Source organism: Halopelagius fulvigenes, from assembly GCF_055398025.1.
Genome location: NZ_AP043846.1, coordinates 559,811 through 580,970 on the forward strand (window position 1 = coordinate 559,811; position 21,160 = coordinate 580,970).

Consider the following 21,160-nt stretch of genomic DNA (forward strand, 5'->3'; position numbering starts at 1 on the left):
AAGCCCACCCTTCGCGTCAGGTGTCACCATGAGTACCGCACGGACTGACGGCGACCGAACTCGGGTCGTCGTCCTCGCGCACGAGAAGTTCCCCGAACGGGCGAAGACGGCCACGGGCGTCCTCAAGTACGCCGACTACGACGTGGTGGCGGTCCTCGACCGGGACAACCCCGGCACCTCGGCTTCGGACCACCGCCGCGACCTGCCGGACGTCCCGATCGTTGAGTCGATGGACGACGCGCCCGAGGCGGACGCCCTGTTGGTCGGCATCGCCCCCATCGGCGGCGGGTTCGACGAGACGTGGCGCGACGACGTGCAAACCGCCATCGAACGCGGCTGTGACGTCATCGCGGGCCTGCACTACTTCCTCACCGAGGACGAGGAGTTCGCCGAACTCGCCGCCGAACACGGCGTCGAACTGAACGACGTGCGGAAGCCCCACGACGACCTGAGCGTCGCGCAGGGCCGGTCGGCCGAGGTGGACGCCGACATCGTCCTCACCGTCGGCACCGACTGCTCGGTGGGCAAGATGACCGTCTCCTTGGAACTGGTCGAGGCGGCGCGCGAACGCGGCATCGACGCCGGGTTCATCCCCACCGGCCAGACGGGCATCATGATCGCGGGGTGGGGCAACCCCATCGACCGGGTGGTCAGCGACTTCACCGCCGGCGCGGTAGAGGAGATGATTCTGGAAGTCGGCGACGACTACGACGTGCTGTTCGTCGAGGGGCAGGGGAGCATCACCCACCCCGCCTACTCCGCGGTCACCTGCGGCATCCTCCACGGCGCAATGCCCGACGCGATGGTCCTCTGTCACGTCGAGGGGCGCGACGCCATCCACGGCTACGAGGACTTCGAGATACCGCCCGTCTCCGAGTACGTGGACCTCTACAAGAACCTCGCCGCGCCCGTCCGCGAGGGGTCCGTCGTCGCCGGCGCGTTGAACACTTCCCACCTCGACGGCGACGACGCCGCGCGCGAGGCCGTCGACTCCTACGGGGAATCGCTCGGCGCGCCCGCGACGGACCCCGTCCGCTTCGACGCCGACGAGATTCTCGACGCGGTGCTGGGGGCGGAGTAGATGACGCTGACGACGGAGTTCGAGCGGGTGTCGTACCCGCTGGCCGACGACTTCACCATCTCCCGCGGGACGCAGACGGAGGCCGAGAACGTCGTCGTCCGCGTCACCGACGACGGCGGGATGACGGGCGTCGGCGCGGCGGCCCCCTCCGCGCACTACGGCGAGACGGCCGACACCGTCGAAGCCGTCCTGCCGGACCTCCTGCGCGAAGTCGAGTCCGTCGGCGACGCCCACGCGATAGCGCGGATCGAGCGACGGATGAAGGAGGCGGTCAACGAGAACCCGGCGGCCCGCGCCGCAGTCAGTATCGCCCTCCACGACCTGGCCGCGAAGCGTCTCGGCCTCCCCCTCTACCGGCAGTGGGGGCTGGACGCCGACGACTGCCCGCCCACCTCGTTCACCATCGGACTGGACGAGACCGAGCGGATCAGAGAGAAGACGGAGGCGGCCGTCGAGTCCGGCTATCCGGTCCTGAAGGTGAAACTCGGCACCGACCGCGACGAGGAGATAGTCGAGGCGGTCCGAGAGAGCGCGCCCGACGCGACGATTCGCGTGGACGCCAACGAGGGGTGGACGCCCCGCGAGGCGGTCCGGAAGTCGGAGATGCTCGCGGAGTACGGCGTCGAGTTCATCGAGCAACCCGTCCCCGCGGAGGACCCCGAGGGGCTGAAGTTCGTCTACGAGCGGAGCGCACTCCCGATAGCGGCCGACGAGTCCTGCGTGACGCTCGAAGACGTGCCCGCCGTCGCCGACCGGACGGACATCGTGAACCTGAAACTGATGAAGTGCGGCGGCCTCTCGGAGGCCACGCGGATGGTCCACGCCGCCCGCGCGCACGGACTCGAAGTGATGCTCGGCTGTATGGTGGAGTCGAACGCCGCCATCGCCGCCGCCTGCCACCTCGCGCCCCTTCTCGACTACGCCGACTTGGACGGCGCACTCCTCCTCGAAGCGGACGACTACGAGGGCGTCCTAATCGAGGACGGGGAGATTCTCCTCGACGGCCTGGACCGGAGCGGAACCGGCGCGCGGCGGAGCGACTGAGCGCTCTTCGCCGACCCTAGGCTCGCTCCCACGTGGCGAACGCCCGTCCGGTCGCCGCCTTCTCGACGTACTCTCGTTGCATCGCGCGGACGGCGTCCGGGAGCGTCTCGCCCGCGTCGAGTCGTTCGCGGACGCGGGCGCGCTTCCACGCGCTCGGAGAGGTGTGCGTGGCGCTCTGTCGCGCCTCTATCGGCGAGAGGAGCCACTCGGCCGTCTCGTCCTCGACGCCCAACTCGCGCAGGCCGTGCCGCGCCAGCGAGAACACCTCGTCGCGGACGGCGGGCGTCGCGTCGATTCGGTCGCCGTGGCTGCCGACCCACTCCAAGTCGGCGGCGGGTCCGTCCGCGACGGCGGCGTAGAAGGAGTCGCGGGCGTCCTCCCACGCCAGGCCCTTGACGGGGTGGTCCGCGACGACGATTCCGCGGACGAGTCCGACGACCAACGCCTGCAGGCCGACGGTGTCGCGGACGGTCGGTTGCGTCGGGAGGGGTCTGTACTCGATTCTGACCGACGCGTCGTCGTTTCCGGGGGCCGCCGACCCCCCGTCGTCGACGTGGGGCACGTCGCCGCCGAAGACGGGTCGGACCCACCGCCAGAACGTGCCGCGCTTGGTGACGAACTCCGGGACGGACGAGGCGTAAGAGGCGTCACCGTCGGCCTCCGCGTCCGCGTCGCCGTCGTCGCCCGCCTCCGAGAGGACGGGCGCGAGCGTCTCGTCTTCGACGATTCGGTCGATTACCTCCGCCACGTCGTCGTAGTCCTCGGGGACGCGGCACTTCTCGATGCCTCCGACGTTGACCGACCGCTCGAACACCGGGACGCGACACTCGTGGGGCGTCTCAGAGAGAACGTCCTCGGCGTCGAGTCCCTCGTAGCGGTCCGCCGGGAGGAACGGCGAGTTCGCCGAAAGCGACAGCACCGGCCCCATCGTTCGCGTTGCGACGTTGAGGTATCGGGGCAGGTCCGTCGCCGTCGGAATCTGCAGGTGCGGCTGAATCGACGTGGTGAGCGACTCCACGAGGATGGACCGGGCGTCGTCGAGTCCGGGCAACCCGACGGGGATGCGACCCCCGTCGCGCGCCCGAATCGCCGCGTCGATGGCGACGTAGCGCGGAATCGGGCGCATGTTCTCCGGGAGGAACACGCCGTCCGTCTCCGTCCCCGCGTCGAGGTACGCCGCCGTGCCCTCCGCGGGCGGCACCGTCCACATCCCGTCGAGGACGAGTCTGCGGTCGGCCTCCTGAAGCACCGTTCGCGCGCCCGCGAGCGCAGTCTCCAGCGTCGCCGCCTGCCGCCGGAAGCCGGTTCCGGCCGCGGCGTCGGGGTGGGTGTGCACCTCGACGTTGTGGACGCCGAGTTCCGGACTGCAGTTCGGGGCGTCGAACGCCGCCTCCGGGACGGGCGCGAGTCGCCCGTCGGCGTCCACCGCGTACGCCTCCAGTTCGAGGCCGACCGAGAAGTGGCGGTTGTCGAGCCGACCCGACCGGACGTCTTCGAGGACGTCGTCGGCCTGCGCCTCGACGCGTCGCTGGAACTCCGCGCTCGTCTCGGACGCCGCCGCGCGCCGAACCGCCTCGGTCAGCTCGTTCATCCCGTAACTGTCACCGCCCCGTCGGATTGAGGCTTGCGGCGACGCCGCCCTCAGTCGAGGTTCTCGTTCCGCGTCTCCGACCGGAGGATGAACGGCCCGATGGAGAGGGTGCGCTTTGCCGCCGTGGCGATGCGGAGGATGAACGAGAGCAGTATCGTGAAGGGGAAGACGGCGACGGCGGTGGCCGCGGTGACCGTCCACACCATGTTGTCCACGCCGAACGTCGTCCCCGTGATGGTGCCGGGGTTGTCGAGATAGAGGATGGCCGCCGTCGACACGAGGAGCGACGGCACCGCCGCGTACAGCATGGCCCGCGAGAGGTTGATGAGTTCCCACTGGAAGTAGAGCGTCTTGAAGTGCTCTCTGGCCGGGCCGAAGTACGTCAGCACGTTCACGAGTTCGTCGAACGCCTCGTCGACGGCCTCGGGCAGTTCGTCCTCGTACTCGTTTCGGAGCCGTCGCGCCTGATATATCTTCCACGAGTAGTTGAAATCTAACGCGGCGAACAGCACGTCGAACGTCCCGAACTGGCCGCCTTCGAGTTCGTCGGATACCTCGGAGGCGTTCTCCCGCAACTCGTCGACGTACTCCTCGAGGCGCGAGCGAAACTCCGCGTCCCCCTCTCCGTCGTCTCCCGTCGAGAGGGCCTCTCCGAGCGTCTCGGCGCGGTCCGAGACGGCGACGACGAGCGCTCTGAGGAACGCCGACGGCTCGGGCGGCGCCGCGGTGACGTCTAAGTCCTCCTCCACGTCGCGGCGGAACTCCATCGCGCCGGACATCCGCTGTCTCTGGTCGCCCAGCGGACCGAGTTCCTGCGAGAGGACGAGCGAGTTGATGGAGACGACCAGCGTCACGCCGGTGATCGTCGCCGTCAACAGGGCTTGAAACAGCGTCTCGACGGGGTCGGCCGACTTCATCGCCGCCCGGAGCGGTACCGGGTCGAGGACGCCGAGGACGATGAGCGACGCGAACACCAAAACGAGCGGAACGGCGGAGACGAACCACCGATTCGCTTCCAACAACAACCACAGTTTCAGGCGATTCTCGCCCGCGCGCTTCCGCATCGTGTCGCTCGGTTCCCCCTCGCTCGACTCCGTGTTGTTCCCGTCGGAGACCATCGGTCGTGCCGACGTTCAGCGACGGGCGCTAAAGGAGTCGTGGCCGCCCGTCGGCGGCGCTGACAGTCGGGAGAACCGACCGGCGACCCTCATGCGTCGTCTTCGTTCTTCAGTTCCTCCAGTTCGGCCTCGACCTCCTCGTCGGCGACGTCCGCGTCTGCCGCCTCGGCGTCCGCCTCCGTCTCGGCGTCCGCCGCCTCGACGTCTTCGCTCTCCTCCGGCGCGGGGCCTCTGCCCATCTCGGCTTTCAGCGTCTCCAGTTCCGTATCGACCTCTCTGGAGGACCGCCCCGATTCGAGTTCGCGGTCGATGGAGTCCTTGTCGGAGAGGGCGTCGTCGAACGCGCCCGTGTCAGCGAGTTCGTCCATCGCGGCCGACCGCGCCTCCATCTCGTCGGTCCGGTCCTCGGCGCGTTCGAGGGCGCGGCCCACGTCGGCCATCTCGTCGCCGACGCCGGACATCGCCTCGGAGACGCGCGTGGAGGCCTCCGCCGCGTCGTAGCGGGCCTTCATCGTCTCCTTCTTCGTGCGGAACTCCTCGATGCGGTTCTGCAGTTGGTTCTTCTTGTCGACGAGGGTGTCCTGCGTCTCTTGGAGGTTGGCTATCTGGGTCTCCAAGTCCTCTATCTGGTTCATCTTCGACTGCTTCTTCTCCAACGCCTGCCGCGCGAGGTCGTCGCGGTCCTGATTGACCGCCTCGCGCGCCTGTTCGTTGTGCTTCTCGACGTTCTCTTCGAGGCGTCGCTTCTGAATCTCCAGTCGCTTCTTCTGGGTCGTCAGGTCCGCGATGCCCTGTTTGACCTGCTGGAGTTCGTCCCGCATCTTCTCGTAGGAGTAGTCCAGTGTCTCTCCCGGGTCTTCGGTCCGATTGAGGATGGCGTTTATCTTCGACCGAATGACGTACGACGTGCGCGAGAGGATTCCCATACCCCCTTTTTGGTCACGTCGGGCTTAAAACCTCACGCGACAGAGAGGTTGTATGGCCGAGACGGTTCTCGTTCCCGGCGGCCGAGACGTCCGGGCGTCGCTGGACGAAGCGGACGGCGGAGACGCGGCGGCGTGCGTCGTCGCCTGTCCGCCGCACCCCCAACAGAGCGGACACCGCGGCGACGACAGACTCGTCGCCGTCAGCGACGAACTGACGGCCCGCGGCGTCGATTGCCTCCGGTTCGACTACGGCGCGTGGGACGAGGGGTACGGCGAGAAGGCGGACGCGAGGAACGCCGTCGCGTGGGCGCGGGAACGGTACGACCGCGCGGGCCTCTTCGGGTTCAGTTTCGGCGCGACGGTGGCGCTTCTCGCCGCCGCGGAGGGCGCGCCGACAGAGGCCGTCTCCGCACTCGCGCCGACGGCCCGCCTCGCCGACGACCTGGACGCGGCCGCGTCGTTCGACGACATCCCCGTCCCCGTCCAAGTGCTGTACGGGACGCGCGACGACACCGTCGAGTGGGAACCCGTGGTCGAACGGGCGCGAGAGACGCACCAGAGCGTCGAGGAGTTCAGCGCGGACCACTTCTTCGTCGGGCAGGCCGGGAAAGTCGCGGTTCGGGCGGCCGATTTTCTGCTCACCTTCCTTCAGGCGACGGACTCGCGGTAGCCGACTCGGACCCAGACGACGACGGCGACGAGTCCCGCGACGACGACGAACGTCCAGAACGCCGCCCCCACCGCGCCGCCGCCGCTCTCGAAGACGACGCCGACTGCGACGCCGACGACGAGAGCGACGCCGAAGGGCAGAACGAACGGGAGGTCGGTCCACTTCCCGCCCGCGTTGTAGTACTCGACGGCGTACGCCCAGAGCATACCGACGGTGACCTGGAAGCCGAGGAGCCAAAGCAGGCCGTGGAAACTCGCCACGAGGACGGCCGAGAGCGAGAGCGGCGTCACGTCCCGGAGCGTCCACGCCGTGCCGACGAGGAAGACGGCGAGCATCAGGGCGTGCCACGGGCGGAGGCGATCGCGGAGGAAGAGTCGTTCGCGGAGGGACACGTCTGACACCTTCGCGAGGTGTCACGAGAGGCTACCGACCGGCCTTCAGTTGTACCCGCGCCACCGGTGCCCGCACTCCTTGCACTTGAAGAATCGCGTCGGCGGTTCGTCGGCCGAACCGGTCTGTTTGATGGTGTACCACGCCTCGCCGTGACCGCACTTGTCGCAGGTCACGTCCGTCGCTGTGGGTTTCCCCTCGAAGTTCGCACCCTCCTCGGTTTCGATGAGTTCGTCGCCGCTCTGTTCCTCCGTCGAGACGAACTGCTCTGCGAGGTCTCGGTCCTGTTCGGCGGTGGACCCGCAGTCGCCGTTCGTACAGACCATCTCGCCGTCGCGGTTGACCATCATCGAACCGCAGTCGTCGCAGAACTGCATGGGGTGGACTTCGCGCTTCGGAGTGAAAGGCGTCTCGGACGCGCCGCACGACGGCGTCCGGTCGCCGCCTACTCGTCTTCGACCATCGGGCAGTCCCGCACGCGGAAGGTGTTCGAGTCCGCGACTTCGACTATCTCGGTCCCCTCGCGGTCGCACGCCAGTTCCGGCGGGTCCGAGAGGTGCGGACACTGCTCGCAGAACTCCGCCTTCGGGACGAGGTGGTCGGCGTAGCCAGGGACGCCCCCGCGCACCTCCTCGACGGACTCCGCCGCGCCCGCGCCGACGTGCGTCGCCTTGGCGGCGTCGGCGTCGGCGAGACTCGCCCACAGCGTCTCCTCGTCCACCCCGCCGACGTTCATCTCGTCGAACAGGGCGTTCGCGTCGTCGTCCCCCGACTCGCGGCGATGCCGTTCGCCCACCCGGCGGGCGAGGTCCGAGAGGGGGGCCGCGTCGTCGTGAAGCGACCCGTAGTGGAGGTCGAACAGTTCCTCGTCGGCGTGCGCGAGTGCGTTCGTCGCCGCACTCGTGTACGCGAACTCCCGCGCGCCCGCGCCGGGGTCGCCGACGAGGAGGACGACCGTTCCCGGCGGCGCCCCGCCGCCGATTATCGAATCGAGACGGGACACCCCGAAGGGGATGCTGTCCATGCTCCGTCGTCTCGGTCCCTTCCGTTAACCGTTCCGGGGCGCTTCGCCCGCCCGTTCGACCCGCGCGCCGGCGTTGCGCCCGGCGACGACGCGAACCTCGCCGCCGACGCCCGCGGCGTCGAGTGCGGCCCGCCCGGCCGCCCGCGCCTCGTCGGTGCGCGCCGCGTCGGTGACGCCGTACACCGCCGGTCCCCACGACGACTGCCCCGCGCCGTACACCGCGGGGTGTTCCGAGAGCGTCGCCACCAGTTCGCCGACCGGCGGTCGGTAGACGCCGCCCTGTTCGTCGGCGTACCACGATCCGTTCAACCGCCCGATTTCGGCGACGGCCTCGCCGAAGCGGTCGACGTTGCCGGCGGCGACGGCGGGGAGGAGGCGGCGACTCACGACGCCCGCGATGCGATCCGACACCGCCGGGTCGGCGCGTTCGACCACCGCGCGCATGCTGTCGTCCTCCTCGTCGCCGCTTCGTCCGGAGTCGGCGTCCGGGAGGACGAGGAGGAAGCGCCACTCCTCGGGGACGTCGTGCCGAACTGCGACGGGCGGCACCGTCCAGTCGCCGTCCGCCGGTCGGGAGGTCGTAAAGCGCGCCGTCGGGTGTCCCGCGTCCACGAGGAACCCGCCCCCCTCGAAGGCGGCGACGCCGACGCCGGACCGGCCGCCGCGTCCGAGGTCAGGCGCGGCCGCCCGCACGTCGCTCTCTCTGCCGTTGGCCCGCGCCACCGCGTCGAAGACGGTCAACGCGAGTTGCGTGCCGCTTCCGAGGCCGGCGTGCCGCGGAAGCGCCGACTCGACGTCGACGCGCGCCCCGGGGACGCCGAGGAGGTCGGCGGCGCGTTCGGCGTACTCGCGGGCGTCCGGTCGGTCGCAGACGACTCCGTCCGCGGGTTCGGCGGTCACCGTCGTCTCCGGGTCGGAGAGGGCGACGCCGAGTCCGCCGTAAAGGCGTTCGTGCGCGAGGCTCAGGTTCACGAATCCGAAGTGGAGGCGGGCCCCGGCGGTGACGCGGACGCGGTCGCTCATCGGCGGCAGTTCCCGACGGGCGCGTATGTCGGTTTCGACGGTGGCAACCCGAGAACGGTCGATAGAGAGGACTTAATCGGTCGCTAACGGGTCCTTACGATGCCCCTACCGCACCGCTGTCGCTACTGCGGGAGCGGACAGAGACTCGCGGTGAAGACGACCGTCTCCTCGGTTTCGTTCCGCGCCCCGTGGGCGACGCCCCTGTCGTGGCGGACGACCCCGGGCGCTTCGACCGCCTCCTCGTCGCCCTCGCGGACGACGGTCACTTCGCCGCGGAGGACGTGGAAGACGTTCGTGCTGTCCTCGTGTTCGTGCGGGTCGAGCGTCGCGCCCGGTCCGAGGGCGAACGCCTTCACCAACACGTCGTCGGTGACGACCAACTCGGCGGTCGCTACCTCCTCTCGGTCGGGGTCCAGATTCGATTCCGCGGCGGCGAGTGCGTCGAACTCCTCGGCCATACTCGACGGGAGGGTCGCCGGACGGATAAATCCGGATGCGGGCGGGAGAGGAGAGGGACGGGCGAGAAGGAGGAAAAGGACGGAAGAATCGAGGAGAGACGGGCGAACGGCGGGGGATGTGACGGGCGGGGAGCGTCAGAACGCGGTCGGTCGGCCGTCGGTCGGCGCGCGACGCCGGAGTCGCACCGCGCGGGCGTAGTCCGCCTGCGAGAGTGCGCCGACGACTCGGCCGCCCTCGGTCACGAGCGCGTAGCCCCCCTTCGCCCCGGGGAGATCCGCCAACGCCTCGAAGGCGTCCGTCGCCGCGTCGATTCTCGGAACGGGGTCCGCGAGGGCGGCCGAGACGGGCGCGTCGGCGTCGAGGTCGCGGCGTCGGAGGTCGTCGACGGAGACGTAACCGACGACGTGATCCAGAACTCGCGGTCCCACTCGCGGGGACCGACCGGAGACTCGCCACGCCGCCGAATATCCACAGCGTGATGGACTCGATGTCGATACCGTACCGGCGCGCGGCGTACGAGTGGCCGAGTTCGTGGAGGAGGACGCTGACGAACAGGCCGACGGAGGCGGCGACGCCGATGACCCACGGCGTCGCGCCCGCCCGGAGGGCCGCGACGTCCAACTCCCCCGGGGCGAACCCCCCGACGATGCCCGCGTACGTCTCTATCTGCGTCCCGCTTCCGATAAGCCACGCCAACACCGGGAGAAACAGGAACAACGAGGCGTTGATTCGGACGGGGATTCCCCACACCGCTCCGACGGTGAAACTTCTCATCGTCGAAGATACGGGAACTACGGAGGAGAAAACCACGACGTTCGGTCCGATTTCGGGAACGTCTGCGGAAGGGACGGGTTCGGCGCGACGCCGAACGTGAGCTATCGTTTCGACCCGGCGGACGGACGCGACGTCCGGTCCGGTCGGGACTCGTTGCGACGACGAGTCGTCTCCGGGAGGCGACGGGTGGGTGCCTCTGGTTGTTCGGTCGCACCGACGGCAGGGGGGACCGTCGGGGATGGGGGCCAACGGTCAGGGGTGCAGTCGAACGAACCGTCGTCCGAGGCGGAACGGACCGCACTCGGCGGAGCGTCTCCGTCGTCGCGTGGGGGCGCGCCGCGACCGAGCCGGAACCCGGACGGGAGTTGGGGGTGGGGGTGGGTGAGCCCGGGTTCCGTCGTCGCGGCGCGGCGTCGGTGCACGACGGACGCGTCGTCGCGTCCGCCGCGGGTGATGGGGCTAGTGGGTCTGACGCGGGGCGTCGGTGGAACGCCCCGACGGCACGGGTAGACGCCACGGCCTGCGATGAGCGTCTGACACCTCATCGCGTTCTCGCCTACGGGAGGACACCACTTCAACCGTGACGACCGTGAAGTCGGTTTCAGCCGTTTCAGGGGCGCAACAGCGGCTAAATTCGGATTAATTCGGCTAAACTGTCGGTCGAACCCGGAGAACGGAGGGGGAGAGCGCACCCCGCGGGTCGGCTCTCGGTCGTCGGCCTCAACCGTCACTTACTGGTCGTCGGCGTCGGCCGTCGGTCACCGGCCGTCGGTGCCAACCGTCGCTCACCGGTCGCTAGTCGGTCGAGGGTCGGGTCGGTCGAGAAAAGTCGGTCGGGTCGGTGCGTCGGAACCGGTCGGTCGCTTACGCGCCGACCAACTCCTCGGCGACGATTTCGGCCGAGAGGAGGTCGGGGTCGATGGCGAGGTCGGTCTGTCCGCGGACGAACTCCGGGAGGGAGTCCCGGGAGTACGTGACGACCCGGACGTTCGGGTTCTCCTCTTTCGCGACCGGAATCGCGGAGGCGTCGTCCATGTCCGTGAGGACGAGGACGTCCGCCGTGTCGATTCCCGCCGCGACGAGCGATTCTCGGGTCGCCACCCCGTCGATACGAGTGAGGTCGGCACCGAGGTCCACGAGGGCGTCGCCGAGTCTGTCTGCGTCTTCACCTGCGATGAGCACGGTCATTCGTACTCGATGGTGGCCGGAGGCTTGTGCGTTACGTCGTAGACGACGCGCGCGACGTTCTCGTTCTCGCCCGTGATGCGCGATTGGATGCGCTGGAGCGTCTCCCACGGGAGTTCCTGCGCGCGCGCGGTCATGCCGTCGCGCGATTCGACGGAGCGAACCGACACGATCCAGCCGTGGACGCGGTTGTCGCCCTTCACGCCGGTACCCTTCCCGATGACGGCGGCGAACGCCTGCCACGGGTCGTGTTCTTCGACCTCCTCCTCGACGACGTGGCACGCCGCCCGCGCCACCTCGACTTTCTCCTTGGTCACCTCGCCGATGACGCGGACGGCGAGTCCGGGGCCGGGGAACGGCATCCGCTCGGAGATTATCTCTTCGAGGCCGAGTTCGCGGGCCACCTCGCGCACCTCGTCTTTGTACAGGTCGCGGACGGGTTCGACGATGCCCTCGAAGTCCACCACGTCCGGCAGGCCGCCGACGTTGTGGTGGGACTTGATGTTCCCCTCGCTCTCGATTCGGTCGGGGTAGATGGTCCCCTGCACGAGGTACTCCGCGTCGGACTCCTTGGCCTCGCGTTCGAACTCGCGGATGAACTGCTCGCCGATGACCTTCCGCTTCTCCTCGGGGTCGGTGACGCCTTCGAGCGCGCCGAGGAACCGGTCTTCGGCCGCCACCACTCGGAGGCTGTCCATGTAGCTGAAGGTGTCGCGAATCTGCTCCGTCTCGCCCTCGCGCATCAGGCCGGTGTCGACGTAGACGGGGGTGAGCTGGTCGCCGATGGCCTCGTATGCGAGTGCCGCGGCGACGGAGGAGTCCACGCCGCCCGAGAGGGCGATGACGGCGTGCTCCTCGCCGACGGCCTCGCGAATCTCCTCGACGGCGTCGTCGATGAAGGATTCGGCGTCGACCATTACGCTTCCACCTCCTCGTCGCGGGCGACGTCACGCGCGTCCAACTGCCCCAGAACGGCGTCGAGGAAGCCGACGAACGGCGGACTGGCGCGGTCGGGGCGCGACCGGAACTCGGGGTGGAACTGCGTCCCGAGGAAGTACGGGTGGTCGTCGCGTTCGAGGATCTCCATGCGGTTGGCCGCGCGCCCGGAGAACGAGAGCGCCCCGGATTCGAGTCGGTCGATGTACTCGGGGTTGACCTCGTAGCGGTGGCGGTGCCGTTCGGTGCAGGAGGTGTCGCCGTAGACGCGTTCGGCCAGGGAGCCGGGTTCGATGTCCGTCTCGTGCGCGCCGAGGCGCATCGTCCCGCCCATCTCGTCGAGTTCGTACTGTTCGGGCAGGAGGTCGATGACGGGGTGGTCCGTGTCGGGGTCCAGTTCCGCCGAGTGCGCGCCTTCGAGGCCGAGGACGTTGCGGGCGTGTTCGATGACGGCCATCTGGAAGCCGAGACAGAGGCCGAGGAACGGCACGTCGTTCTCGCGGCAGTAGCGGATGGCCTCTATCTTGCCCGCGGTGCCGCGGGTGCCGAACCCGCCGGGGACGACGACGCCGTCGGCCCCCTTCAGGCGGTCGGCGTGCTTGTCGAGCATCTCGTCGGAGTCGACCCACAGCACGTTCACGTCGGTGCGGCGTTCGATGCCGGCGTGCTTGAGCGCCTCGTGGACCGACATGTAGGCGTCTTCGAGGTCGTACTTCCCGACGAGTGCGATGTCGACGGACTCGGTGCGTTCCCGCGTGACGAGTTCGCGCCACCGGTTGTCGCGTTCGCCCTTCGGGAGGGCCTCCTCGGCGAGGTTCAGACGCTCCATGACGTACTCGTCTAAGCCCTCCTCTTCGACCATCAGGGGGACGTGGTAGATGTCCTTGACGTCCGGATTCGAGAACACCGCGTCCGTCGGCACGTCGCAGAACAGCGCTATCTTCTCCTTCGTGCCGGGGTCAAGTTTGTCCGACGACCGACCGACGAGGATGTCGGGTTGCAGGCCGGTGCTGCGGAGCTCCTTCACGGAGTGCTGCGTCGGTTTCGTCTTCTGCTCGCCGTTCTTCGAGTAGGGGACGAGGGTGACGTGCGTAAAGAGGATGTCCCCCTCGTCTTCCTCGTGGGCGAACTGGCGGAGGGCCTCCAGGTAGGGCATGCCCTCGATGTCGCCGACGGTGCCGCCGACTTCGACGATGCAGACGTCCGTCCCCTCGGCCGCCTCGCGGATGCGGCGCTTGATATCGTCGGTGATGTGCGGGATGATCTGGACCGTCTTGCCCAGATAGTCCCCGGAGCGCTCCTTCTGGATGACGTGCTGGTACGTCTTCCCCGTGGTGACGTTGTGGTCGGAGGTCATGTCCGTCCCGAGGAACCGTTCGTAGTTCCCCAGGTCCAAGTCCACCTCGCCGCCGTCTTTCAGCACGTACACTTCGCCGTGCTGGTAGGGGTTCATCGTCCCCGCGTCCACGTTCAGGTACGGGTCCACCTTGACGGCGGTCACGTCGAACCCCGCGTTCGAGAGCAACCGGCCCGTACTCGCGGCGGTGATACCCTTTCCGAGTCCGGACATCACACCTCCCGTTACGAAAATGAACTTCCGACCCAGCGACGGGTCGTACCCGGTTTCGGGTTCCTTCGGCATACCGAGTGTGTGCCAGCGCGACTCAAAACCGTTTCGGACGGACGACTGCGTGCCACTGAGGTGCACGTCCGTCCGGACCGAACGTGCCGCGCGAAACGTTCGCACGGCGGCGGACGCTACTATCCGGACGGCCCCCTACGTCGAGGTAACGTGTACGACTACCACGTCCACTCGAACTACTCCGACGGCGACTTTCTCCCGTCGATGCTCCGGGCCGCGGAGGCGGCCGGACTGGCGGGCGTCGGCATCGCGGACCACTGCACCGTCGTCCCGGACGAGGAGATGCGACGGTTCCGGGACGTGTACGGGTTCACCCTCGACCAGACGTACCCCCGGCGGCGACGCGCCATCGAGACCCTGCGCGACCGGTACGAGATCGAGGTGTACGACGCCGCCGAGATGGACTACGAACCGAGCGCGGAGGGCGAGATTCGGGCGTTCCTCGACGAGGCCGAGTTCGACTACACGGTCGGCAGCGTCCACGCCCTCGACGGGACGAACGTCCACCACGAGGAGCACTTCGCCGAGATGCCGGAGGCGGACCGCCGCGACGCCGTCGAGCGATACTTCGAGAAGGTGGTCGCCCTCGCGGAGTCGGAACTGTTCGAGGTGGCCGCCCACGTCGATCTGGTGGAACGGAACGCCGCGCTTCGCGGCCTCGCCACGGAGGAACAGTACGAACGCGTCGCGCGGGCGTTCGCCGGCTCTCGGACGGTGCCCGAGATAAACGCCGGGCGCGTCCTCGACGACTACGGCGAGTTCCACCCGACGCCCGCCCTCTTCTCCGCCCTCCGGCGGGAGGGCGTCGAGTTCGTCGTCGGAACCGACGCGCACGCGCCCGACGAACTGGTCGCCCGTGCCGACGTACTCCGGGAGTTCGTCGCGTCCGAGGGCGTCTCGCCCGTCGAACTCGACCTGTAGTCGGCGCTATCAGAGTCGGTGTCGCCCGAGTCGGCGTCGCTTTCGTCGCCGTCACCTCAGTCGCCGCCTCGCAGTCCAGCCTCCGTCGCTACGTCGTCCGCGCCTCCGCCGCCTCGCCGTCCGCGTCGGGTCCGCTAACGCGTTCGACCACCTCGTCGCCGTCGAGGTCGACGCGTTCCGTGCCCGGGATCTCCAGGATCAGGTCCGGGCCGAACGCCGACGAGGGAGTCTGATACCCCGTCGGGGCCTCGCCCGCGAGGACCTTCTCCGTGCAGAGCAGCGACGCCTCGACGGTCAGGCGGTACGTCTCCGGCGTTCGGAGGCGGGAGACGAGGCGGTTCCCCGGCGACCGAGCCTCGCCCCAGACGAGCGCGTACCCCTCCTCACGGGTCCGTTCGTCCGGTCCCTCGACGTACCGGTCCACGAGGCGGCGGAGGAGGTACTGGACCGGCGCGGCGTCGAGGACGCCGCCGAGGTACTTCGTCGCGGCGAGGAGGCGGCGGCCCTCCGAGGGCACCGCGGCGTACACCTCCACGTTCGGGATGCCGGTGGAGGCGTGGGCCGTCGAAACGTCGCCCCACGGGATGGTGACCGCGCGCTTGAGGCCCTCGCCGAAGTCGATGGCGCGGGTCTTGTGCCCGACCGGCACCCAGCGCAGGACGCCGTCCTCGCGGACCGCGCCGCCGTCGCCGATGCCGGAGAGGACCGTCTTCATCGTTCCGCGCGAGACGGTGCCCGAGGGATCGAGGCCGAGTGCGAGGTGCGTCGCCTCCGGGAGTCGCCGCTTCAGGTGGGCGGCAAGACAGTCCGTCGGCACCACGTCGAACCCGACGCCCGGCAGGAGGGTGACGCCCGCCGCCTCGGCCTCGTCGCTCCGTCGCTTGATTCGCTCGAAGACGGAGAGTTCGCCGGTGATATCGAGGTAGTGCGTCCCCTCGTCGATGCAGGCGTCCACCATCGGGTCCGCCGTCTTCTCGAACGGCCCCGCGCAGTTGAGAACGGCGTCCACGTCGTCTACGAACGCCGACGCCTCGCGCACGTCGAACGTTCGGTGCGGGAGGCCGAACTCCGACGCTACCGACTCGACTCGCTCCGGGTCGCGCCCGGCGAGAATCGGTTCGAAGCCGCGTTCGACCGCCGCCTCGGCGACGAGACGACCGGTGTAGCCGTATGCGCCGTACAGAAGAAAGGAAGCGTCCGTCTCGGGGTCTGACATCGTCCCCCCGTTGGCCCGTGACGCGATTAGTTGTGTCGGTCCCGTAACAGGTGTGTCGCCGGTTCCCCCACCGCTCTGCCGGGACCGCAGTAGTTGAACTGCTGGTGTCCGACGTGCCGCCATGGAGATTCCAGACCTCGGTCTCGGAACGTACAAGATGAAGGAAACCGACGAGTGCGCGACCGCCGTGGAGACGGCGATAGACGTCGGCTACCGCCACATCGACACCGCGCAGATGTACGGGAACGAGGCGGCCGTCGGCGACGGCATCATGCGCGCGGACGTGGACCGAGGGGACCTGTTCGTCGCCTCGAAGATAGAACCGGAAGCGCTCGGATACGACGACGTCCTCGAATCGACGCGCGCGAGCGCGCAGAAACTCGGTGCGGACAGCATCGACCTGATGTACATCCACTGGCCGACCGACGCATACGACCCCGAGGAGACGCTTCCGGCCCTCGACGAACTCGTAGACGAGGGCCTCGTCGAACGCATCGGCCTGAGCAACTTCCGGCCCGACCAACTGGAGGACGCCATCGACCGACTCGACGCGCCCGTCTACGCCCACCAAGTGGAGATGCACCCGATGCTCCCGCAGGAGGAGCTCCACGAGCTCGCCGTCGAACACGACCACCGGCTCGTGGCGTACTGCCCCATCGCCCGGAATCAGGTGACCGAGGTGGAGGAGATTCGACGGGTCGCGGAGAAACACGACGCCAGCCCCGCGCAGGTGTCGCTGGCGTGGTTGACCCGGAAGGAGAACGTCACCGCCATCCCGAAGGCCGCCTCGGAGGACCACATCCGAGACAACTACGCCGCGCTCGACGTCGAACTCGACGAGGAGGACGTGGCGGCGATAGACGGAATCGACGAACGCCGCCGCATCGTCGACTTCGAGGAGGCTCCGTGGAACCACAACTGAACCGGGTCTGAGCTCAGCGAAGACGACATTTTCCGCCGGAAGTTCCCGGAAACCGGTAGGACGGGCTGACGTTCCGGCCTCCTTTTAAAAAGATATAGTATCCGTCACGTTCGAACAACGGGTATGGCAGTGGCGGCAGTGGCATGCCCGCACTGCGGACAGGTGATTCAAGCGGAGTTCCCCCCCGAAGGTGACGTCGGGGGCGTCCGTCGAAGGCTGAAGTCGAGATTTCGTCTAACCCGGAACACCTGCCCGAAGTGCGAGCGCCAGTACGACATCAGACAGCGTTGAATCGACTCCGACCCAACGCCCGGGAACCGGGCGACTCTCTTTTCACCCGGTGTTCTTCATTCCGGCGGCGATACCTTTGACCGTCAGTCGGAGGGTCTGTTCCTCCACCTCGGTGCGGTGCGCCTGCGCCATCAGGTGCGTCTGCAGCAGGTTCAGCGGGTCGACGTAGGGGTTCCGCCGGCTGAGGCTCTCCTCTAACCACTGGCGCTTCAGGAGCGAGTCGCGCCCACTCACGTCGAGGACGATGTCGCGCGCGCGGTCGTACTCGCTCTCGAGGCGCGGGAAGAACGACTCGCGAAGCGACGGTTCCGCGAGGTCGGCGTACTCGCGGGCGATGTCGAAGTCGGTCCGCGCGAGCGCTTGGGAGGCGTTGTCGAGCGTCGTCCGGAAGAACGGCCACTCGTCGTACATCTCCCGGAGCGTCGCCACGTCGCCGCCCTCGTCGAGGTACGCCTGCATGCCCGTCCCGAGGGCGTACCATCCGGGGAGGATGCACCGCGACTGCGTCCACGAGAACACCCACGGGATGGCGCGGAGGTCCTCGACGGTGCGTTCGGCGTCGGAGCGAGAGGCGGGACGGGAGCCGAGGTTCAACTCCTCGATGACCGTGATCGGCGTCGCCTGCTCGAAGTAGGAGACGAAGCCGTCGGATTCGAGCAGGTCGTAGTACTCCCGTCTCGCCGCCGCGGCCATCGTGTCCATCGCGTCTATCCACTCGTCGGGCACGTCCTCCTCGGGTTCGCGGATGGCCTCGAACCGCGAGCGAACCTGCGCGTTCAGCATCTGTTCGAGGTTTCGCTCGGCGATGCGGGGGTTGGCGTACTTCTCGGCGATGGCCTCGCCCTGTTCGGTGAACTTGATCTGCCCCGTTACCGTCTCGTTCGGGAGGGCGAGCATCGCCTCGTTCATCGGGCCGCCGCCGCGGGAGATAGAGCCGCCGCGGCCGTGGAACAGGCGCATCTTCACGTCGAAGTCCTCGCAGATGTCGGCGAGGCGACGCTGGTTCTTGTAGAGGTCCCAGTTGGCCGCGAGGAAGCCGTTCTCCTTATTCGAGTCGGAGTAGCCCAGCATTATCTCCTGGACGTTGTTCCGCGCGGCGAGAACCTGCTCGTAGGCGGGGTTCTCGAACAGGGTGCCCATGATGCGGCGCGCGCCGTTCAGCGCCGACTCGGTTTCGAGGAGGGGGACGATGTCGAGTCCGCAGTGGTCGGGGAGCGAGATGACGCCCGCCTGGTCCGCGAGGAACAGCACTTCGAGGACGTGGCTCGGCTCCTCGGTCATCGAGATGGCGTAGGTGTCTATCGCGCCGACGCCGAACTCTCGCTGCCACTCGCCGAGTTTCTGAAAGCGCCTGAGGACGCGACGTGCGGTGTCGGAGACGTCGCCGGGTTCGTCCAAGTCGATGGTGTTCTCCGACTGGAGGATGGCGTCCGTGAGGATCTCGACGCGCCCCTCCTCGTCGCGGCCGCGGTAGTCGAGTCCCTCGCTCGCGAGGGCCTCGTGGACCGCCTCCGTGTGGTTCTCTTGGTGGTCGCGCAGGTCCAGACTCGCCAGCGTGAAGCCGAACGTGTCCACCTGCCGCATGAGCGGTCGGAGGTACTCGTCGGCGACTACCTCCGCGCCGTTGTTACGGAGGCTCTGGTCGATGACCTCCAGGTCTTCGAGGAGTTCGTGGTGGTCGGCGTAGCCGTTCGGGCGAACGTCCTCGATGCGGCGGAGGCGTTCGCGCATGAGCTTCAGCTTCTGGCGGTACGGCTCGTCGGGGTAGCGCTCCTCCGTCTCGACGGCGACGCCGGGCAGACGCTCCCGGTCGGCGGCCAGCGACCGCTGGAACTCGACGCCGGTGTCGATTCGGTCGCCGTCCTGACTGAGGACGCCCGAGAGGCGCTTCAGCGCGGTCTGGTACTTCTCCAAGACGACGGCGCGTTGGCGTTCGAGCGTGTCCGTCGTCACCTCGGGCGTCACGAACGGGTTGCCGTCGCGGTCCGACCCCGCCCACGAGCGGAACTCGAACAGCTTCGGCACCTCAACGTCGGGGTACTCGTCGGCGATGACGTCCTCGAACTCGGCGTACACCTCGCCCACCACGTCGAAGAGGATGTTCTCGAGGTACCACTGGACGTTCCGGGCCTCGTCCTGCGGTTCCGGCCGGCGCTGACGGACCTGCGACGTCTGCCAGAGGCTCGTCACCTCGGCGTCGACGCGCCGCCACTCCTGTTCGCGTTCCTGATCGGTGAGGCGGCGTTCGTCAAGCTCTTCGAGGTCGTGCGCGATAGAGCGGAGCTTCGCCTTCACCGTCTTCCGACGCGCCTCCGTCGGGTGCGCGGTGAACGTCGGTTCGATGAGAACGTCGTTGAGGACGCGTTGCACCGTCTCGGAGTCGGCGTCGCCCTCGGCGAGGGCTTCGACGGTGGCGAGGAGTCCGTCGTTGAGCGACCCCTCCTGCGAGCTCTCGCGAATCGCGCGGACGCGTTCGCGTTCCTCCGCGAGGTTGATGAGCTCGAAGTAGGTGGTGAACGCCCGGGCGACGACGCTCTCGCCCTCCGGGTCGAGGGTCTCGAGCGTGCGCTGTAGCGACTCCCGCGAGTCCAGTTCGCCCTTTCGGTAGTCGATAGCCGCCGTTCGAAGGTCCTCTACGGTCTCGAACGACGCCGTCGAAGTCTGCTCCTCCAAGACGTCCCCGAGGAGGGCCCCCAACTCTCGGACGTCCTGCCGAACGTCTCTGGTGTGCAGTTCCATGACTCTGTGTATTAATGCCGCATGGTAAAAGCCCCCGAATCGTGTCGAAAATTTGCCCGCTCGTCCGGAAAATAATGAAGGATGGGACGTTTTGAACTGTTTTTCGGGAAAGACGGGGGCGGAAACCGACGACCGGTCGTTCGAGCGAGAGGCCCGGGTCTTCGGACGCTGGTACGCCCCTCGAACGACGTCGCTGTCGCCTCGAACGGGGGTTTCGTCACCCTTTTTACCGGCGGCACGAAGTGTCCGATATGAGCGAGAGCGACAAGTATCCCGAGGAATCGGGACGCCGTCGGTTCGTGAAAGGGGTCGTCGGAGGGGCGGCCCTCGCGGGCGTCGGCGCGACAGGGGCTACCGCCATCAACACCGCGACGTCCTCCACCGGTGCCGGTGGTGGGACCACGGAGGCGATGGCCATCGAGAACATCGCGGGTCCCGCCCCGCGCGGGATGCCGCAGATACCCATCGAAATCGACGACGAGGGGTACATCAAGGGCGTCTGGCCGGAGGTCAAGACCGTCGAGGAGGGCGGCGTCTCCGTCCAAATCGCCGAGACGGAGAACTACAAGGGGACCGACGTCACCTACTCCTCGGAGTGGTTCCAGTACTGCGGCGTCGAGTCCTACGCGGGCCTCAGCCCCGACTACGACAGCGACAACTACTTCGTCGTCGGTTCGAACCCCGGCTACGAGTGGATGTCGGACCTCTCGCAGGGCGACCGCCTCAACATCAGCATGTTCGAGGACTACCAGTCGTGGGGCAACGGCATCGGCCAGTCCGGCCTCGGGAAACCCGCGACGGGAACGTGGCGCTCTCAGGACGCCGAGGACACCATCCCGATTCAGGTCATCCGCTCGGAGAAGATAAAGCAGATGGCGCAGAACAACCCGTGGCTCGAAGCGTCCACCCAAGAGGGGTTCATCGCGTGGCTGAACAAGTGCACGCACTTCTGCTGCGTCCCCGGCTACAAGCAGAGCGAAGACGCCGCCAAGTTCGACGCCGCGGACGACGTGTACTGTCAGTGCCACCAGTCGGTTTACGACCCCTACAGCATCGTTCAGACGCTGTTCGTCGCCCGTCCGCGTCCGGAGTAAGCGCCTCGCCCGCGCCGAACCGGACCGGGCTTCGCACGACGTAGACAGCCCGCGGTCTCTCGTTCTCGCTTCGTTCGTTCCACGTTCGTTATATGACGCGCCGGCGAACGTCGG

Annotated in this window: 20 protein-coding genes and 2 pseudogenes; 6 read left to right on the top strand and 16 right to left on the bottom strand. The window is 68.1% G+C overall.

All coding sequences use genetic code 11. The features are described from left to right. The first annotated feature begins 28 nt into the window (after positions 1–28). Positions 29–1,081, top strand: a complete 1,053-nt coding sequence (locus ACZ522_RS07300) for a DUF1611 domain-containing protein (protein ID WP_379693428.1) — start codon at positions 29–31, stop codon at positions 1,079–1,081. Further along, positions 1,082–2,125 carry a dipeptide epimerase gene (locus ACZ522_RS07305; RefSeq protein WP_379693427.1) on the top strand — a complete coding sequence of 348 codons (1,044 nt, stop codon included), beginning with the start codon at positions 1,082–1,084 and terminating at the stop codon, positions 2,123–2,125. A gap of 16 nt (positions 2,126–2,141) precedes the next feature. On the opposite strand, the gene ACZ522_RS07310 is transcribed toward ACZ522_RS07305, so the two are convergent. The 3 genes from ACZ522_RS07310 to ACZ522_RS07320 form a co-directional block, all read right to left on the bottom strand. Continuing rightward, positions 2,142–3,716 carry a glutamate-cysteine ligase family protein gene (locus ACZ522_RS07310; protein WP_379693424.1) on the bottom strand — a complete coding sequence of 525 codons (1,575 nt, stop codon included), beginning with the start codon at positions 3,714–3,716 and terminating at the stop codon, positions 2,142–2,144. A 50-nt stretch (positions 3,717–3,766) separates the two neighbouring features. Beyond that, a complete protein-coding gene (locus ACZ522_RS07315; RefSeq protein ID WP_379693422.1) occupies positions 3,767–4,834 on the bottom strand; it encodes a DUF7972 family membrane protein in 1,068 nt (355 codons plus the stop codon). A gap of 89 nt (positions 4,835–4,923) precedes the next feature. Further along, positions 4,924–5,760 carry a PspA/IM30 family protein gene (locus tag ACZ522_RS07320; RefSeq protein ID WP_379693419.1) on the bottom strand — a complete coding sequence of 279 codons (837 nt, stop codon included), beginning with the start codon at positions 5,758–5,760 and terminating at the stop codon, positions 4,924–4,926. Positions 5,761–5,812: 52 nt separating this feature from the next. Between ACZ522_RS07320 and ACZ522_RS07325 the strand changes: the two genes are divergently transcribed. Further along, positions 5,813–6,430: an alpha/beta hydrolase gene (locus ACZ522_RS07325; protein WP_379693417.1), complete on the top strand. Its 618-nt coding sequence runs from the start codon at positions 5,813–5,815 to the stop codon at positions 6,428–6,430. Here the strand turns inward: ACZ522_RS07325 and ACZ522_RS07330 are convergent. The 11 genes and pseudogenes from ACZ522_RS07330 to pyrG form a co-directional block, all read right to left on the bottom strand. Beyond that, positions 6,409–6,831: a hypothetical protein gene (locus tag ACZ522_RS07330; RefSeq protein ID WP_379693414.1), complete on the bottom strand. Its 423-nt coding sequence runs from the start codon at positions 6,829–6,831 to the stop codon at positions 6,409–6,411. The genes ACZ522_RS07325 and ACZ522_RS07330 overlap by 22 nt on opposite strands. A 36-nt stretch (positions 6,832–6,867) precedes the next feature. Continuing rightward, a complete protein-coding gene (locus ACZ522_RS07335) occupies positions 6,868–7,197 on the bottom strand; it encodes a transcription factor S (RefSeq protein ID WP_379693412.1) in 330 nt (109 codons plus the stop codon). Between the two features lie 68 nt (positions 7,198–7,265). After that, positions 7,266–7,556 carry a DUF8135 domain-containing protein gene (locus tag ACZ522_RS07340; RefSeq protein WP_464391816.1) on the bottom strand — a complete coding sequence of 97 codons (291 nt, stop codon included), beginning with the start codon at positions 7,554–7,556 and terminating at the stop codon, positions 7,266–7,268. An 84-nt stretch (positions 7,557–7,640) separates the two neighbouring features. Continuing rightward, a pseudogene (locus tag ACZ522_RS07345) lies at positions 7,641–7,844 on the bottom strand (RAD55 family ATPase); the annotation flags it as partial. 24 nt (positions 7,845–7,868) lie between these two features. Beyond that, a complete protein-coding gene (locus ACZ522_RS07350; protein WP_379693409.1) occupies positions 7,869–8,867 on the bottom strand; it encodes a beta-ribofuranosylaminobenzene 5'-phosphate synthase family protein in 999 nt (332 codons plus the stop codon). Between the two features lie 122 nt (positions 8,868–8,989). Continuing rightward, positions 8,990–9,325 (bottom strand): cupin domain-containing protein, encoded by a 336-nt coding sequence (locus tag ACZ522_RS07355; RefSeq protein WP_379693406.1) that lies wholly within the window; start codon positions 9,323–9,325, stop codon positions 8,990–8,992. 135 nt (positions 9,326–9,460) lie between these two features. Next, entirely contained in the window at positions 9,461–9,754 is a 294-nt protein-coding gene (locus ACZ522_RS07360; protein ID WP_379694588.1) for a CBS domain-containing protein, read from the bottom strand. Next, positions 9,733–10,100: pseudogene (locus ACZ522_RS07365) on the bottom strand (site-2 protease family protein); the annotation flags it as partial. The gene ACZ522_RS07360 and the pseudogene ACZ522_RS07365, both read right to left, overlap by 22 nt. An 864-nt stretch (positions 10,101–10,964) precedes the next feature. Further along, entirely contained in the window at positions 10,965–11,288 is a 324-nt protein-coding gene (locus tag ACZ522_RS07370; RefSeq protein ID WP_379693404.1) for a DUF7126 family protein, read from the bottom strand. After that, a complete protein-coding gene (guaA, locus tag ACZ522_RS07375) occupies positions 11,285–12,202 on the bottom strand; it encodes a glutamine-hydrolyzing GMP synthase (protein WP_379693402.1) in 918 nt (305 codons plus the stop codon). The genes ACZ522_RS07370 and guaA overlap by 4 nt, the downstream gene beginning before the upstream one ends. Then, positions 12,202–13,863, bottom strand: coding sequence for a glutamine hydrolyzing CTP synthase (gene pyrG, locus ACZ522_RS07380; RefSeq protein ID WP_379693396.1), 1,662 nt, complete (start codon positions 13,861–13,863; stop codon positions 12,202–12,204). Before pyrG ends, guaA begins: the two co-directional genes overlap by 1 nt. A 150-nt stretch (positions 13,864–14,013) precedes the next feature. Between pyrG and ACZ522_RS07385 the strand changes: the two genes are divergently transcribed. Further along, positions 14,014–14,784 carry a PHP domain-containing protein gene (locus ACZ522_RS07385; protein ID WP_379693393.1) on the top strand — a complete coding sequence of 257 codons (771 nt, stop codon included), beginning with the start codon at positions 14,014–14,016 and terminating at the stop codon, positions 14,782–14,784. Between the two features lie 88 nt (positions 14,785–14,872). Here the strand turns inward: ACZ522_RS07385 and ACZ522_RS07390 are convergent, their stop codons facing one another. Further along, entirely contained in the window at positions 14,873–16,000 is a 1,128-nt protein-coding gene (locus ACZ522_RS07390) for a saccharopine dehydrogenase family protein (protein ID WP_379693390.1), read from the bottom strand. A gap of 121 nt (positions 16,001–16,121) precedes the next feature. Here ACZ522_RS07390 and ACZ522_RS07395 point away from each other — a divergent pair, with 121 nt between their 5' ends. Continuing rightward, positions 16,122–16,922 (top strand): aldo/keto reductase, encoded by an 801-nt coding sequence (locus tag ACZ522_RS07395; protein ID WP_379693387.1) that lies wholly within the window; start codon positions 16,122–16,124, stop codon positions 16,920–16,922. Positions 16,923–17,255: 333 nt separating this feature from the next. On the opposite strand, the gene ppc is transcribed toward ACZ522_RS07395, so the two are convergent. Next, entirely contained in the window at positions 17,256–19,952 is a 2,697-nt protein-coding gene (gene ppc, locus ACZ522_RS07400) for a phosphoenolpyruvate carboxylase (protein ID WP_379693386.1), read from the bottom strand. Positions 19,953–20,203: 251 nt separating this feature from the next. Here ppc and ACZ522_RS07405 point away from each other — a divergent pair, with 251 nt between their 5' ends. Further along, the gene (locus ACZ522_RS07405; RefSeq protein WP_379693384.1) at positions 20,204–21,046 is read left to right on the top strand and encodes a ubiquinol-cytochrome c reductase iron-sulfur subunit; all 843 of its coding nucleotides are present in this window, start codon (positions 20,204–20,206) and stop codon (positions 21,044–21,046) included. Positions 21,047–21,160: the final 114 nt, after the last annotated feature.